The organism is Dietzia papillomatosis NBRC 105045 (assembly GCF_001570845.1).
GTDB lineage: Bacteria > Actinomycetota > Actinomycetes > Mycobacteriales > Mycobacteriaceae > Dietzia > Dietzia cinnamea.
Map to the genome: position 1 here is coordinate 13,815 of NZ_BCSL01000042.1, position 14,085 is coordinate 27,899.

A 14,085-nucleotide genomic window follows, 5' to 3' on the forward strand; every position below is an offset into this window, starting at 1 on the left:
ATGGCCGGGCCGACGACGCCGCGCGCTCCCGATGATCTGGCCGAAGCGTGCGCCACCCGGTTCACCCGCCGGTACCGCGAGTGGATCGCCGACCCGGACTCCGCTGCCGCGTACGTCCTGCGATTCTCCACCGCATCCCCGACGGCGACGCGCGCCTCGGACGACCCGGCCGGCACGGCGGACTGGATCCGGCGGTGGCGGGAGTTCGACTCCGCCCAGGACGCCCTCGACGTACAGATCACCTGGGTGGAACGCCGATTGCCCGGGTTCGGCGCGGTCGCTCTCCCTCAGCGCGTGGAGGTCCGGGGCGACCGGGCGATCGCGCGGATCGCGGGACGAGCCGCGCACTGGGAGGCGATGCTCGCCAGGGCCACCGACCTGCTCCGGTTGGGCCCCGACGAGTCGGTCCTGCGACTCGCCGCCGCGGCCACCGCACCGACCTGGGAGAAGCTGAGCGACGCGGACATGGAGCGCCTGCTCGCCGTCTGCCGGTGGGCGCTCGCGCATCCCACGGAGGGATTGCGGGCGCGCGAGATCGCGGTCCCCGGAGTCGACACCAAGTGGATCGAATCCCGGCTCCGCGTGGTCGAGCAACTGGTCGACGCCGCACGAAGCGGTCGCGACAGCGCGATCCCCGACGGTGCGGTCACTGTCGCCGGTCTCGGGCTGAAACGCTCCGACCTCCGCGTGAGGATGCGGATCCTCGACCCCTCGATCGACTTCCCACTGCGCGATGTGGAGAGCCCGGTCGATCAGCTCGCCGCGCTGTGGCCCGGTTCGGAAGGGCCGCGCACCCTCGTCGTCGTCGAGAATCTCACCACGTTCCTCGCGCTCCCCGACCTGCCCGGCGCGGTCGGCCTGTTCGGCCGGGGCTTCGCGGTCGATGCCGTCGCCGCACTGCCCTGGGCGATGACCGCCCGCATCGTCTATTGGGGCGACCTCGACTCCCACGGTTTCGCGATCCTCGACAGACTCCGACACCACGCGCCGCACGCGGTCAGCGTCCTCATGGACGTCGAGACGCTCGACGCCTGGGGCGAGTTCACGGTCCCCGAGCCCACGCCCGCCCGCACCGCGCCCACGCGACTCACCGCGGGCGAGGTCGCCGCACTCGAGGCGCTGACCGGCCGAGGCGACCTCCGGCTGGAGCAGGAACGTATCCCGTGGGACTGGGCGCTGCCTCGCCTTCGATCGGCGCTCGACTGAACCCGCGTCGGCCCGGCCCCGGAAGCACGCGTCTCGTTGGCGACCCGCCCCGCCCGTGATCAGCGCCGCTCCCGACCGCCCGCCGCTGGGTATCGTGGCCTCATGTCCCGAGAGACCCGGAAACCCGGCCGCGGCCGCTCCACCCCGGCCGACACGGACGACACCGCTGCCACGTCCGCGCTCGTACCGAAAACTCCCGAGTCGAAGGAGGTGGCACTGCGGTCGGCGCCGGTGTCCAGCCTCGTGGGTACGGCGTTCGGCGCGGTGGCGGCGGTGGCACGACTGGCCCGCCCCAAGGCACTGCATCCCAAGGGCGTCATCGCGAAGGCCACGCTGAGTGTGACGGGGGTCGGACGCACGGGCTCCCCGCTGCTGGACATCACGGGCCGTTGGCCGGCGACCGTCCGCTTCTCGCGGGCGGTGGGACTGCCGGACGCGGTCCCCGACATCGGCGGCATGGCCGTCCGGATCCACGCCGAACGACCCGTGGACATCCTGCTGGCCAGTACGGGGACGGGCCCGCTGAGCCGCTACGTCCTCACCGCGGGCTGGCGCACGACCGGCCGCACGATGACCTCCGTGTTCCCCGTGCTCGTCGCGGGACGACCGCTCCTACTGGCCGCGATCCCCGGCGGCGACGGTGGCACGTGGACGCTGCAGCACGCCACGCCCCTCGGCAGGTGGCGGACGCTAGGCCGACTCACGGTGGACACGTGGGAGGACGACGACGAGGACCTGCACTTCGACCCCATCGGTAACCGCCTCCCCGGGTCGCGCTACCCGCACGTCCTCAGGGCGCTGCGGGATCCGTCGTACCCGCCCCCCGACCGGGCGTGACCGGGCCGGCGGGCCGACGCGCTCAGCACTCCGCGGCGCCGCGCCTCCAGTAGCCCATGAACGCCACGGCCTCCTTGGGCACCCCGGCGGCGTCCACGGCGAGTCGGCGCATGGCCCGGACCAGGCTCGCCTCCCCGGCGAGGAACACGTACGGGTCGCCGGCCGACACGGCGGTGGCCGGCTGCCACTCGCGCTCGGCGGGACGTCGACCGCCCAGGACGGTCTGCACGCACTCGTCGCCCAGGTCCAGCACGCCGGCCAGGTGCCGCGCCACCGCGGCGCCGGGCTCGCCGGCGCGGGGTAGCACGGTGACGAAGTCGGGGGCGCCGTCGGCGAGCGCCACGGCATCGCCGGTGGTGGGCACCTCGATCACGATCTGCACGTGACGCTCGGGGGCGGGCCCTGCCGCCGCCCGCTCCTCGGCGAGCTCGTCGGCGATCGCGAGCAGGGCCGGCGCGGCGGTCTCGTCACCCGCGCACACGACGCGCGCGGCCCGCCCGGGAGCCCAGGCCGCCCAGGGCGCGTGTCCGCGTCCGGGTCCGGCGATGTGGACGATCTCGCCCGGCCGGACGGTCCGCGCCCAGGCCGAGCCGGGCCCCTCGTCGTCGCCGGGGTGGACCACCATGTCCACCGTGAGCGCGGGCACGGCCTCGCCGTCGAGGTCGACGGTGTCGGCGCGGCGCACGGTGTAGGTGCGCATCCAGCCCCGCTCGCCCTCGGGCAGCGCGAGCCAGTCCCGGATGCCGTCGGCGTCCGGGATGACGCCGCCCCCGCCGGGCGGCGGCACGATGAGCTTGATGTAGCAGTCGCGCACCGTGCCGGGGTCGACGACCTCGGCCGACCACCGGTGCAGGTCGGGACCCGCCACCACGAGGCGGACGAACGAGTCCCCGAGATCGCGGGCCTCGATGACCCGGGTCTGCGAGACGACGATCGGTGTCTCTACGGCGATGGCGGTCATGTGGTCCCCTTCCGTCGTCCCCGCGGCAGCACCACGGGGTGGCCGGTGGCCGGGTCGGTGATGATGTCGGCGTCCAGGTCGAACACGCGACGCAGTGTCTCCTTGGTGATCACCCGGTCCGGCGGGCCCGCGGCGACGACGCCGCCCTCGGCCACGGCGACCAGGTGATCGGCCACTCGCGCGGCCAGGCTGAGCTCGTGCAGCACCGCCACGACCGTGCGCCGGCCGGTGCCCTCTCCCCCGCTTCCGGCGTGGCCGGCGGGTAACGGCAGGTCGCGGACCAGGTCCAGGATGTCGAGTTGGTGCGCGAGGTCGAGGAACGAGCACGGCTCGTCCAGCAGCAGCGTGGGCGTGGCCTGCGCCAGCACGAGCGCGACCCACACGCGTTGCCGTTGACCGCCGGACAGTTCGTCGACCCGCCGGTGGGCGAAACCGGCGGTGTCGGTCAGGGTCAGCGCCTCGGCGACCGCCGTGTCGTCGTCGTCGCCCCCACCCCACCAGCGGCGGTGCGGGTGCCGGCCCCGGGCGACCAGCTCGGCGACGGTGAGTCCCTCGGGCACGAGGGGCGACTGCGGCAGGAACGCGACCGAGCGCGCGTGCTCGCGCGCCTTCACCGACGCGACGTCGCGCCCGCCGGTCTCGATCGTCCCCGACAGCGGCCGCAGCTGACGGCCCAGGGCACGCAGGATGGTGGACTTGCCGCAGCCGTTGGCGCCGATGAACACGGTCGTCCGGCCCGCGGGGATGTCGAGGTCGAGGTCGCGGATCACCGACTCGGCGCCGTAGCCCAGCGTGAGGCCACGCAGCCGGAAGGCCGGATCGGGCTCGGGCTCCGGGTCCATCGGCAGGGCGCGTAGTACGGGCGCGACGGGCGAGGGAATGCTCATCAGGCCACCTTTCTCGAACGCAGGAGGATCCACAGCATGGCGGGCGCACCCAGGGCGCCGGTCACCACGCCGGTGGGGAGATCGACGGTGCTCAGGGCCTCGGAGGCCACGATGTCGGCGGCCACCACGATGACGGCCCCGGTCAGAGCGGCGGCGACAATGGACGGCCGGCCGCGGCCGAGCGCAGCGGCGACGGGGGTGGAGAGCAGGGCGACGAACGAGAGCGGGCCGGCCACCGCGGTGGCCGCGGCGGCCAGCAGGGTGCCCACGCCAAGGGCCGCGGCGCGCGTGGGCACGGGGCGGGATCCGAGACCGACGGCGAGCTCGGGCCCCAGCTCGGCGGGCCGCAGCGCGGAATGCAGCCACACGCCTAGCGGCAGCAATACGACCAGGGCGACCGCGAGCCACGCGATGCGCTGGCCCGACGCCCCGGACAGCGATCCCACGGTCCACACCGCGGCCTCCTGCGCGCCGGTCAGCGGGAGGCGGGCGATGAGCTGGGTGACGACGGCGACACTCAGGGCCGCGACCGCGACGCCGCCGATGAGGAAGCGCTGCCCGACGATGCCGGTGTGCCGACCGGCGGAGGCCCCCAGGACGATCGCGAGCGCGACCGCGGACCCCAGCAGGGCGGCGGGCACGACGCCGACCCCGCGCAGTCCCCACAGGGCCATCCCGGCCACCGCCCCGGCGGAGGCGCCCTGGGAGATGCCGAGGATGTCGGGACTGGCCAGCGGGTTGCCCAGGACGCGCCGGAACAGCGCCCCGGACGCCCCGAACGCCAGGCCGGCGAGCGCGCCGAGCACCGCTCGCGGCAGCTTGTCCTCCATCACGACGAACGTCGCGCCCGGGATCGTCGCGCCGCCGAGGATGGCGACGAAGTCGGGGATGGTCACCGTGTAGCGGCCCAGCAGGACGCGGACCGCCATCACCGCCACGAGGAGTACGGCAAGTCCGACGACGACTCCGAGCGCGTGGCGCCGGCGGTGGGTCGAGAGCCTACGGACCACCCGTTCGGTCTCGGCGAGCTCGGCGGGACGGTCGAGGACGGTGGCGCTCACGAGGCGCTCACCCCCCGGTTGGCGCGCAGGAGGGCGATGAGGAAGGGCACGCCGATCGCCACGGTCATCACGCCCACGGCGATCTCCCCGGGCGGGGCGATGACGCGGCCGATCGTGTCGGCGAACAGCAGCACGGCCGGCCCCACGAGTACGGACAGGCCCAGGACCACGCGGTTGCCCACCCCGACCAGCCGGCGCAGGAGGTGCGGCACGAGCAGACCGAGGAACGCGATGGGGCCGGCGAGCGCGGTGGCGACCCCGGACAGGATGACGACCCCGCCCAGGACGACGGCGCGACCGGCGACCGGGCCGACGCCGAGCCCGCGGGCCAGGTCGTCCCCCAGCGCGAGCGCGTCGAGGGTGGCGGCACCCGCGAGGACGAGGACGAGCCCGAGGAGCAGGAAGGGGACGGCCGCGCCGATCTCCGGGGCGCCCGAGCGGGCCACGGAGCCCAGGCCCCAGAAGCGGAAGCGGTCGAGGACGCCGGGCAGCGCGATGACCAGTGAGGACGTGACCGCGGTGCAGCCGGCGGTGACGGCGGCACCGGCGAGAACGAGTCCGGTCCCGGAGTCGGCGCCGAGTCGGCCCGCGCCCACGACGACCATCCCGGCCACCAGCGCGCCGATGACGGAGAACAGGGCGACGACGGACGGGCCGGCGGCCGGGGCGAAGGCCAGGCCCAGCACCACGCCGAGCGCGGCGCCGGCGGTGAGGCCGAGCAGCCCGGGATCGCCGAGGGGATTGCGGGTGGCGCCCTGCAGTCCCGCGCCCGCCACGGCCAGGGCGGCGCCCACGAGGACCGCGGTGATGGTCCGGGGCACGCGGGCGGTCACGACGACCTCGTCCATGCCCGCACCCGAACCGGGCGCGACGGCGGCGGCGAGGTCGCCGGAGAGCAGCTGGCCGGGCAGCGCGCCCAGCACCGACCACACGACGGCGGGGTCGACCGAACGGGCGCCGACGAACAGTGACGCCACGATCCCCACGACGAACAGCACCAGGGACACCACCGCGCCGATCACGACACGGCGGTGTCCGGGCGCGGCCGGCACGACCGGCCCGCCCGCGGCGGGGGCGGGCGCGGTCGTGAGCGTCGCGGGGCTGGTCACCGGCGTCAGCCCTGCTCTTGCTGGGCGGCGGCGAGGATGTCGGGGACGACGTTCTCCAGCGCCCACGGCAGGCTCAGCGGGGACGACGCGGAGATCGACAGCACCTGCTGCTCGTCGGTCTGGACGACCATCCGGCCGGCCTCGACCGCGGGGATGCGGCCGAGCAGCGGGTCGGACTCGATGGCCTGCCGGACCTCGGGCGAGGTCGCGTAGGTGATGAGGATGTCGGAGGCGAGTTCGTCGGCGCGCTCGGGCGACCACGTGACGGCGAACTGATCGGGCGAGCCGCTGGAGGCCTCCGCGACGACCGGGGCCTGCTCCATCCCGAGCTGGGTGAGGAAGCGCGGGCGGTTGTCGACGTCGGTGAACGCGTAGATCTTCTCCGCGGCCTCGGGGTCGACGGTCGCCCAGACGAAGGTCGTGCCCTCGATGGCCGGATTGTCCTCGGCGACCTGCTGGATCTGGCCCTCCACCTCGGTGATGAGCTCCTCGGCGGCCTCGCTGCGGCCGAGCGCCTCACCGATCAGCCGGGTCGAGTCCTGCCAGGCGGTGCCGAACGGCACGTCGCCCTCGGGCATCGCGATGGTCGGCGCGATCTTGGACAGGGTCTCGTACTCCTCGGCGGTCATGCCGGAGTACGCGCCCAGGATGAGGTCGGGCTCGAGCGCCGCGATCGCCTCGGTGTTGATGCCGTCGGTCTCCGAGTACAGCTCGGGCATCTCGCCACCCACCGCCTCGAGCTCGGCGTCGAACCAGTCGGTGGAGCCGTTGGCGTTGGCCCCGAACGAGTTGCGGGGCATGCCGACCGGGACGACGCCGAGCGCCAGGGAGACGTCCGCGTTGACCCAGGAGATCGTGGCGACGCGCTGCGGGGCCTCCGGGATCTCCGTCTCGCCGTAGGCGTGGGTGATGGTGCGCGGGAACTCGCCCTGCCGCTCGACGCCGGTCGTGTCGGCCGACTCGCCGCCCCCGTCAACGGAACCCGTCGAACAGCCCGCGAGCAGGGCCAGCATCGCCGCGATCGCGGTGAGTACGAACAGCACCGCCCGGGTTCGGGGGCGGGCCGCGTCGGACACCGCCGCCTCGAGTCGGGAACGCCGGGCAGGTGCGGTCATGGGATCTCCGTCCACTGAAACTATCGCTTCTCGCTAGTTAGGCTTGGCTAACCTAGCCAGGCGTCACAGTAGAGTTGTGGCGCGCTCCAACGCAAGGGGCGCGGGAAAGATTTCCAACATTCGGTGTGCGAGATAGTGATTCATCTCACCCCATGGTTGTTTAGGTAAGCCTAACCTGCTTAGCGTTCGCCGGTGCCGAAGTCCCCGAGTAGGTCGGAGTACCAGTGAACGATCCATTGTTGAGCAGCGAGAACCGGGAGGCCCTCGCCGCGGCCCTGGCGGCGGCGACCGCCGAGGTCAGCCGCTACCTCGGCGGTCGGACCACGCCGCGATCCCCGGCGTCTCCGTCGGCGCTGGCCGCGCAGACCGCGGCCGTCGACCTGTCCGCCCCGCTCGGCACTCTCGACAAGGCGCTCGAGGAGGTCCGCGAGCTCTACCTCGACCACGCGGTGGGCTACCACCATCCGCGCTACCTCGCGCACCTGAACTGTCCCATCACGATCCCCGCCGTCGCCGCCGAGGCCCTGGCGACGTCGGTGAACACCGCCGTGGAGACGTGGGACCAGGGCACGTCCGCCTGCCTCATCGAGCAGAAGCTCGTCGGCTGGGTCACCGATCTCATCGGGTTCGACCAGTCCGGGCGCCCCGACGGGGTGTTCACGACCGGCGGCACCGCGTCCAACCTCCAGGGCCTGTTCACCGCCCGCGAGGACCGGCTCAGCCGGCCGGCACCGGGGAGCGACGACGCCGGCGACCGCTGCGCGCGGCTGCCGGGCCTGCGGATCGTCACCGGCGAGCACGCCCACCTCAGCGTGGTCAAGGCCGCGCGCCTGCTGGGCCTGGCCCCGGACGCCGTGGTGACGCTGCCCGGCGACGGCGACCAAATGGATCCGGCCACCCTCGACCGCATGCTGTCCACGTTGGCGGACGCCGGGCACGAGGTCGCGGCCGTCGTGGCCCTGGCCGGCACCACGGACCACGGCGCGATCGACCCGCTGCGCGCGGTCGGCGAGGTCTGCCGCCGCCACGACGTGTGGATGCACGTGGACGCCGCGTACGGCGGCGGGCTGCTGGTCTCCCCCACCCGCCGCGACCTGCTCGACGGGATCGACCTGGCGGACTCGGTGACCGTGGACTTCCACAAGACCTTCTTCCTGCCGGTCGCCGCGTCGGCGCTGCTGCTCCGCGACGGTTCCGGCTTCCGGCACTCCACGGTGAGCGCGGACTACCTCAACCCCGCGGACGGCGACGACCACGCGGTGGACAAGTCCCTGCAGACGACCCGGCGCTTCGACGCGCTCAAGCTGTGGATGACGCTGCGGGTGATGGGCGCGGCCGGGATCGGCCGGCTGCTGGACAGCGCGATCGACGTCGCGGCGCGCATCGGCCGCACCGTCGAGGCGGACGCCGAGCTCGAGCTGGTCCGCGTGCCGGCCCTGTCGACGGTGCTGTTCCGCCCCCGCCCGGCTGGAGCGGACGGTCGACCCGTCTCCGACGCCGAGTCGGACGCCCTGGTCCGCCCGATCCGGGACGCCCTGTTCGCGGAGGGCCGCTCGCTGGTCGCGGCGACCGTCGTGGACGGGCGACCGTGTCTCAAGCTGACCGTCCTCGATCCCCATCTCGCCGACGAGGACGTCGCCGCCGTCCTGGCCGACGTCCGTTCCGCCGCCCGGTACCTGACCGCCGGGATGCGCGAAGCCACGACCGCGGGGGTGCTGACGTGAGTACCAACACCACCGACCGCATCCACGACCTGGTGGGCGTGGGGATCGGCCCGTTCAACCTGGGCCTGGCGTGCCTGGCCGAGCCGCTGGGGCTGGACGCGGTCTTCCTCGACGCCCGCGACGGCTTCGCGTGGCACCACGGGCTGATGTTCGACGACGCCACCATCCAGGTGCCGTTCCTGGCCGACCTGGTGACGCTGGCGGACCCGACGTCGCCGTACTCGTTCCTGAACTACCTCAAGCAGATCGGACGCCTGTACCCCTTCTACATCCGTGAAGACTTCCAGCCGCTGCGCGCCGAGTACGACGCCTACTGCCGCTGGGCGTCCGAACGGGTCGGCGGCCTGCGCTGGGGCCGGGAGGTGGTCGACGTCCGTCGAGAGGAACGGGGCGACGACGACGAGGCCCCCGTCTACCGGGTCACCGCCATCACCTCGGAGGGCACCGAGACCTACCGCACCCGGCACCTGGTGCTGGGGATCGGGACGACCCCGTGGTCGCCGATCGATCGGGAGCCACTGGATGGTGACGGGGCGGTGGCGCTCCACGCGAGCGAGTACCTGCACCGGCGGGACGAGCTGCTGTCGCTGGGATCGGTGACGGTGGTGGGCAGCGGCCAGTCGGCCGCCGAGATATACCACGATCTGCTCTCGTCCGCCGGCGCCGACGGACCACGCATCGACTGGGTGACCCGGTCCCCGCGGTTCTTCCCGATGGAGTACACCAAGCTCACGCTGGAGATGACGTCGCCGGAGTACATCGATCATTTCCACGCCCTGCCGGCGAATCAGCGCGACCGGATGCTGCGGGAACAGCGCTCGCTGTACAAGGGCATCAACGCCGACCTCATCAACGAGATCCACGACCTGCTGTACCGCCGGTCGGTCCACGGCCTCGCGAGCGGCCTGCTCGCGGCGGCCACCACCCTGGAGGGCGCGACCCGTGCGGCCCGCGAGGCCGACTCGCCCGGCGCCCTGCGCCTGGACCTGAGCTGCGCCGACACCGGGCGGCCCTGGACGCACCACACCGACGGGCTGGTCCTGGCGACCGGCTACTCCCCCACGCCGCCGCGGTTTCTGGAGGGGATCGCCGACGAGATCGACCGGGACGAGCAGGGCCGGTACCGCGTGGCCCGCGATCGCACCGTCGACCGGGCGCATTCGACGATCCACGTCCAGAACGCGGAGGAGCACACGCACGGCCTCACCGCCCCGGACCTGGGCATGGGCGCGATGCGCAACAGCATCATCCTGCGCTCGATCTGCGGGCGCGAGGTCTACCCGGTCGAGACGTCGATCGCGTTCCAGCAGTTCGGGGCTCCTGCCGGCGGCGCCGACCCCACTCAGCCCGCCCCCGCCCACGATTCGCCGACCACCCGGCAACAGGAGGCACGATGAGCCACCCCGTCAGCACCGTCCAGACCCCGGTCAGCACAGTCCATACCCCGGCCGGGATCGTCACGCTCGAGCCGCTCGCACTCGGTGGCGCCACCGACAGCACCGACACGCTCCGTACGCTGCACGCCTGGTTGGATCATCCGGGATCGTCCTACTGGGGCATGCAGGGGTCGACACCGGTGCAGGTCGAGCAGTTCCTCCTCGACTGGTCGTCGGGCCCGCACCGGTGGGTGCTCATCGTCCGCATCGACGGTCTCCGCGTAGGCCTGGCCGTGTTCTACGACCCCGCCGAGGTCGAGCTCGACGGCCGGTACCCGCACGAGCCCGGCGACTTCGGCATGCACCTGCTCGTCGCGCCGACCCGCACCCCGGTCCCCGGCACGACGGCCGCGGTCATGGGCGCCATCTGCGAGGCGGCGTTCGCGATTCCGATGATCGGCGGCTCGCCGGCCCGCCGGATGGTCGTCGAGCCCGACATCCGCAACACGGCCGTGCACCGGCTCAACGCCCGCGCCGGCTTCCGCGAGGCGGGCCCGGTCGACCTGCCCGACAAGACAGCGCTGCTCTTCTTCTGTAGTGCCGCTGCGTTCCGCGGTTCGGAGATCGGCGCCGAGACGCGGGTGATCTCGTCGTCGTCGCCGTCGGAAACCCACGCCGGACACGCTCATCTCACCGGACACGCCATGCGCCGCGCTCACCGTCACCTGTGCGTCAAGGCCCTCGCCGAGTTCTCGCACGAACGGCTCCTCGCGCCCGTCCACGACGCCGCGACGGACATCTACGCCGTCCGCGCCGGCGACGAGCGGTGGACGTTCCGCGCCCGCGTGCTCCCGCTGGAGCACTGGGCGATCGACGAGGCGTCGCTGCGTCGCGAGGTCAACGGAGCGCCGGCGGAACCGGACGCGCAGGAGCTCATCCTCTCGCTCGCGCCGGAGTTGGGGATCCCGGAGACGCTGCTCGGCGTCTACCTCGAGGAGATCGCCGCGACGCTCGGCTCGGCCGCGTTCTGCCTGCACCATCGCGACCGACCCGCGCAGCAGCTCGCCGAGTCCGGTCTCCAGGAGGTCGAGGGGGCGATGACCGAGGGCCACCCCGGCTTCGTCGCCAACAACGGCCGCGTGGGCCTCGGACTGACAGACAGGCACCACTACACGCCGGAGTCCCGCTCGACGGTCCGGCTCGTGTGGCTCGCCGCGCGCCGCGACCTCAGCCACCTGGCCACCGTCGCCGGCCTCGACGAGGACGAGCTCTACGCCCGCGAGTTCGGCGCCGAGGCCCTCGAGCGGTGCGACGACCGGCTGCGTGCGCTCGGGCTCGACCCCGCCGGATACCGCGTCCTGCCCGTCCACCCGTGGCAGTGGGGGCACAAGATCGCGGTGGCGTTCGCCCCCGACCTCGCGCGCCGCGACCTCGTGTACCTGGGCGAGTCGGACAGCGAGTACCGGCCGCAGCAGTCCGTGCGCACGTTCTTCGACGTCACCCGCCCCGAGCGCGGCTACGTCAAGACCGCCCTGGCCGTGCAGAACATGGGCTTCACCCGCGGCCTGTCACCGAAGTACATGCACGACACCCCGGCGGTCAACGACTGGGTGGCCGGGATCGTCGACTCGGACCCCGTCCTGCGGGCGCTCGACTTCGGGGTCCTGCGCGAGGTCGCCGCGGTCGGCTACACCGGCGACGCCTATCACCGGGCCGCCGCCGCGGGCGTGTCCGACGCGGGTCCGCACACCAAGATGATCGCCGCTCTGTGGCGGGAGAGCCCGGTCCCCCGGTTGGCCGACGGCGAGCGGGCCGTCACGCTGGCCTCGATGCTGCACGTGGACCTGCACGGGCGTGCCCTCGCCGTCGAACACCTCGAGCGCTCCGGCCACGAGGCCCGCACGTGGCTACGCGCGCTGCTCGACGCCTATGTCCTGCCGGTCGCCCGTTGCCTCCTCGCGCACGGGCTCGTGTTCATGCCGCACGGCGAGAACGTCATCGTCGTTCTGGGCCCTGACCACACTCCGCGGCGCACACTGTTCAAGGACATCGGCGAGGAGGTCGCGATGGTGCGCGACCTGCCGCTGCCCGACGGCATCGAACGAGTCCGCCACGTCCTGGACGCCGAGACCGCCGCCCTGAGCATCCAGACCGACGTGATGGACGGGGTGCTGCGCCACCTCGCCGCGATCCTCGACACCGCCGGCGTGCTCGACGCCGAGGCGTTCTGGGATGAGACGCGCCGGTGCCTGGAGGTCCTCGCCCCTGGTGACGCGGGCGACGACGGCGACGACGGCGAGGTGCACCGTCCCACCTGGGAGGCGCTGTTCGCCCCGCGGTTCAAGCATTCGTGCCTCAACCGGCTGCAGTTGCGCAACACCAGGCAAATGGTGGCCCTGACCGATCAGGCCGGTTCTCTGCAGTTCGCGGGCACGCTGGCGAACCCGCTCGCCGCGCGCTCCAGGGAGACGGCCGACGAGGCGACGGGGCGACAGGGCGCGGCGCCCGGCGCTCGCGGCGATGCGGCACCGCGCCGGCAGCACGACCCGACACCCGTGGGGTGACGGTAGCGTCGACCGTGTGAACGGACGGGAACTCCAGAAGTGCGCGGCCGCGAGGGCGCGTGAGCTTCCGGCGTCCACCCTGGAGTTCCCGTTCGGCCCGGACTTCGACGTGTTCAAGGTCCGCGGCAAGATGTTCATGTTCCACGCCAAGGTCGAGGGCGAGCCCCAGGTGATCCTCAAAGCGCTGCCCTCGGACTCGATGTCCCTCCGCGCCGCGCACGCCGACATCACTCCCGGCTACCACATGAACAAGCAGCACTGGATCTCGCTGCATCCGGGCGGCACCCTGACCGCCGAGATGGTCGACGAGCTCGTCACCGAGTCCTACCGTCTCGTCGTGGCCGGGCTGCCGAAGGGCCAGCAGCCCGTCGAGCCGGAGACCTTCGGCCGCGGCCAGCGGGCCTGACCGCGGCTGGGCCGGTCGGCGCGGCGGCCGCTGTCCGGCGCGGGCTCTCGCCGTCTCGGCTCAGTTCGCAGGCGACAACGACGTCTCGGTCAGCGAGCCGAGCTGCTCGCCCACCGATCCCTTGACCGACTCGGTGGCCGACGAGGTGTCGAGCTGATCCGCCAACGAGCCGCCCACGAGCGGCACTCCGCTGAGGACAGCGCTGACCGATCCGTCGACGTCTCCTGCCAGCAGGGCGTCGGCGGACCGTGCAGCGGGGTTGAGGACCGCGCAGATCACGCCGACCGGCACCTGCAGCGGGGCCCCGATCGCATTCGCGGCCAGGCCGGCGGCGCTGCCGACGTTGCAGGCGAAGGTGGCCGCGGAACCGAGCGGCCCCGAGGCGTAGCCGGGCAGCGACCCCGTGACCGAGCCGGGAAGCAGCTCACCGAGTTCGCCCAGCTGGCCGGTCTCGCCGTCCTCGGCGCCGGCACCGCTGCCCCTCTCGGCACCCGTACCGTTCTCGCCATCGGCGGCCGCGGAGCCCGGGATCGAGCCGGTGTCCGCAGGATCAGAGCTCTGAGCTGCTGCAGTGCCCGCCGAGGCGACGAGCAGGGCCGCGGCCAGTGCGCCGACGTACGCGATTGACTTGGTCATGGTGAGCCTCCGAACTCCGGTGCGTCGGGCGGTCTCCCCCGATCAGTTAATGAGGGTCCCATAAATCTCGAGCCCCCGAAGCGTCGTTGCCAATGCGTGGTCTTTCTCAGTTCCACCCACGTAGGCCTTGTGGTGTCGAACACGTGGACGTAGAATAGAACACGTATTCGAGACGGCCGCGGTGCGGCCGCACAGTTGATCAC

The 14,085-nt window shown here is 73.0% G+C and carries 12 protein-coding genes; 6 read left to right on the forward strand and 6 right to left on the reverse strand.

The annotated features are described in order from the left end of the window. Both DPA01S_RS13360 and DPA01S_RS13365 read left to right on the forward strand, forming a co-directional pair. Window positions 1-1,206: a Wadjet anti-phage system protein JetD domain-containing protein gene (locus DPA01S_RS13360; protein ID WP_061916939.1), complete on the forward strand. Its 1,206-nt coding sequence runs from the start codon at window positions 1-3 to the stop codon at window positions 1,204-1,206. A 102-nt stretch (window positions 1,207-1,308) separates the two neighbouring features. Then, entirely contained in the window at window positions 1,309-2,043 is a 735-nt protein-coding gene (locus DPA01S_RS13365) for a hypothetical protein (RefSeq protein ID WP_061916942.1), read from the forward strand. 22 nt (window positions 2,044-2,065) lie between these two features. Here the strand turns inward: DPA01S_RS13365 and DPA01S_RS13370 are convergent, their stop codons facing one another. Genes DPA01S_RS13370 through DPA01S_RS13390 form a run of 5 tightly spaced genes read right to left on the reverse strand, consistent with a single transcriptional unit; the run spans window position 2,066 to window position 7,176 of the window. Then, complete coding sequence (locus DPA01S_RS13370) at window positions 2,066-3,004, reverse strand: siderophore-interacting protein (RefSeq protein ID WP_061229569.1); 939 nt, start codon at window positions 3,002-3,004, stop codon at window positions 2,066-2,068. Next, window positions 3,001-3,846 (reverse strand): ABC transporter ATP-binding protein, encoded by an 846-nt coding sequence (locus tag DPA01S_RS13375; RefSeq protein ID WP_082767801.1) that lies wholly within the window; start codon window positions 3,844-3,846, stop codon window positions 3,001-3,003. Before DPA01S_RS13375 ends, DPA01S_RS13370 begins: the two co-directional genes overlap by 4 nt. Window positions 3,847-3,890: 44 nt before the next feature. Continuing rightward, window positions 3,891-4,952, reverse strand: a complete 1,062-nt coding sequence (locus DPA01S_RS13380) for a FecCD family ABC transporter permease (RefSeq protein WP_061916947.1) — start codon at window positions 4,950-4,952, stop codon at window positions 3,891-3,893. Next, complete coding sequence (locus DPA01S_RS13385) at window positions 4,949-6,061, reverse strand: FecCD family ABC transporter permease (protein ID WP_082767800.1); 1,113 nt, start codon at window positions 6,059-6,061, stop codon at window positions 4,949-4,951. The genes DPA01S_RS13380 and DPA01S_RS13385 overlap by 4 nt, the downstream gene beginning before the upstream one ends. A 5-nt stretch (window positions 6,062-6,066) precedes the next feature. Next, entirely contained in the window at window positions 6,067-7,176 is a 1,110-nt protein-coding gene (locus tag DPA01S_RS13390) for an iron-siderophore ABC transporter substrate-binding protein (RefSeq protein WP_007632488.1), read from the reverse strand. Between the two features lie 224 nt (window positions 7,177-7,400). Between DPA01S_RS13390 and DPA01S_RS13395 the strand changes: the two genes are divergently transcribed. The 4 genes from DPA01S_RS13395 to DPA01S_RS13410 are packed head-to-tail and all read left to right on the forward strand — an operon-like array spanning window position 7,401 to window position 13,246. Next, a complete protein-coding gene (locus DPA01S_RS13395; RefSeq protein WP_061916950.1) occupies window positions 7,401-8,900 on the forward strand; it encodes a pyridoxal phosphate-dependent decarboxylase family protein in 1,500 nt (499 codons plus the stop codon). After that, complete coding sequence (locus tag DPA01S_RS13400; RefSeq protein WP_061916952.1) at window positions 8,897-10,297, forward strand: lysine N(6)-hydroxylase/L-ornithine N(5)-oxygenase family protein; 1,401 nt, start codon at window positions 8,897-8,899, stop codon at window positions 10,295-10,297. Before DPA01S_RS13395 ends, DPA01S_RS13400 begins: the two co-directional genes overlap by 4 nt. Next, the gene (locus DPA01S_RS13405; RefSeq protein WP_061916955.1) at window positions 10,294-12,840 is read left to right on the forward strand and encodes a GNAT family N-acetyltransferase; all 2,547 of its coding nucleotides are present in this window, start codon (window positions 10,294-10,296) and stop codon (window positions 12,838-12,840) included. The genes DPA01S_RS13400 and DPA01S_RS13405 overlap by 4 nt, the downstream gene beginning before the upstream one ends. Window positions 12,841-12,856: 16 nt before the next feature. Beyond that, window positions 12,857-13,246, forward strand: coding sequence for an MmcQ/YjbR family DNA-binding protein (locus DPA01S_RS13410; protein ID WP_232303155.1), 390 nt, complete (start codon window positions 12,857-12,859; stop codon window positions 13,244-13,246). A 60-nt stretch (window positions 13,247-13,306) separates the two neighbouring features. Here the strand turns inward: DPA01S_RS13410 and DPA01S_RS13415 are convergent, their stop codons facing one another. After that, a complete protein-coding gene (locus tag DPA01S_RS13415) occupies window positions 13,307-13,882 on the reverse strand; it encodes a hypothetical protein (protein WP_061229576.1) in 576 nt (191 codons plus the stop codon). Between the last annotated feature and the right edge of the window lie 203 nt (window positions 13,883-14,085).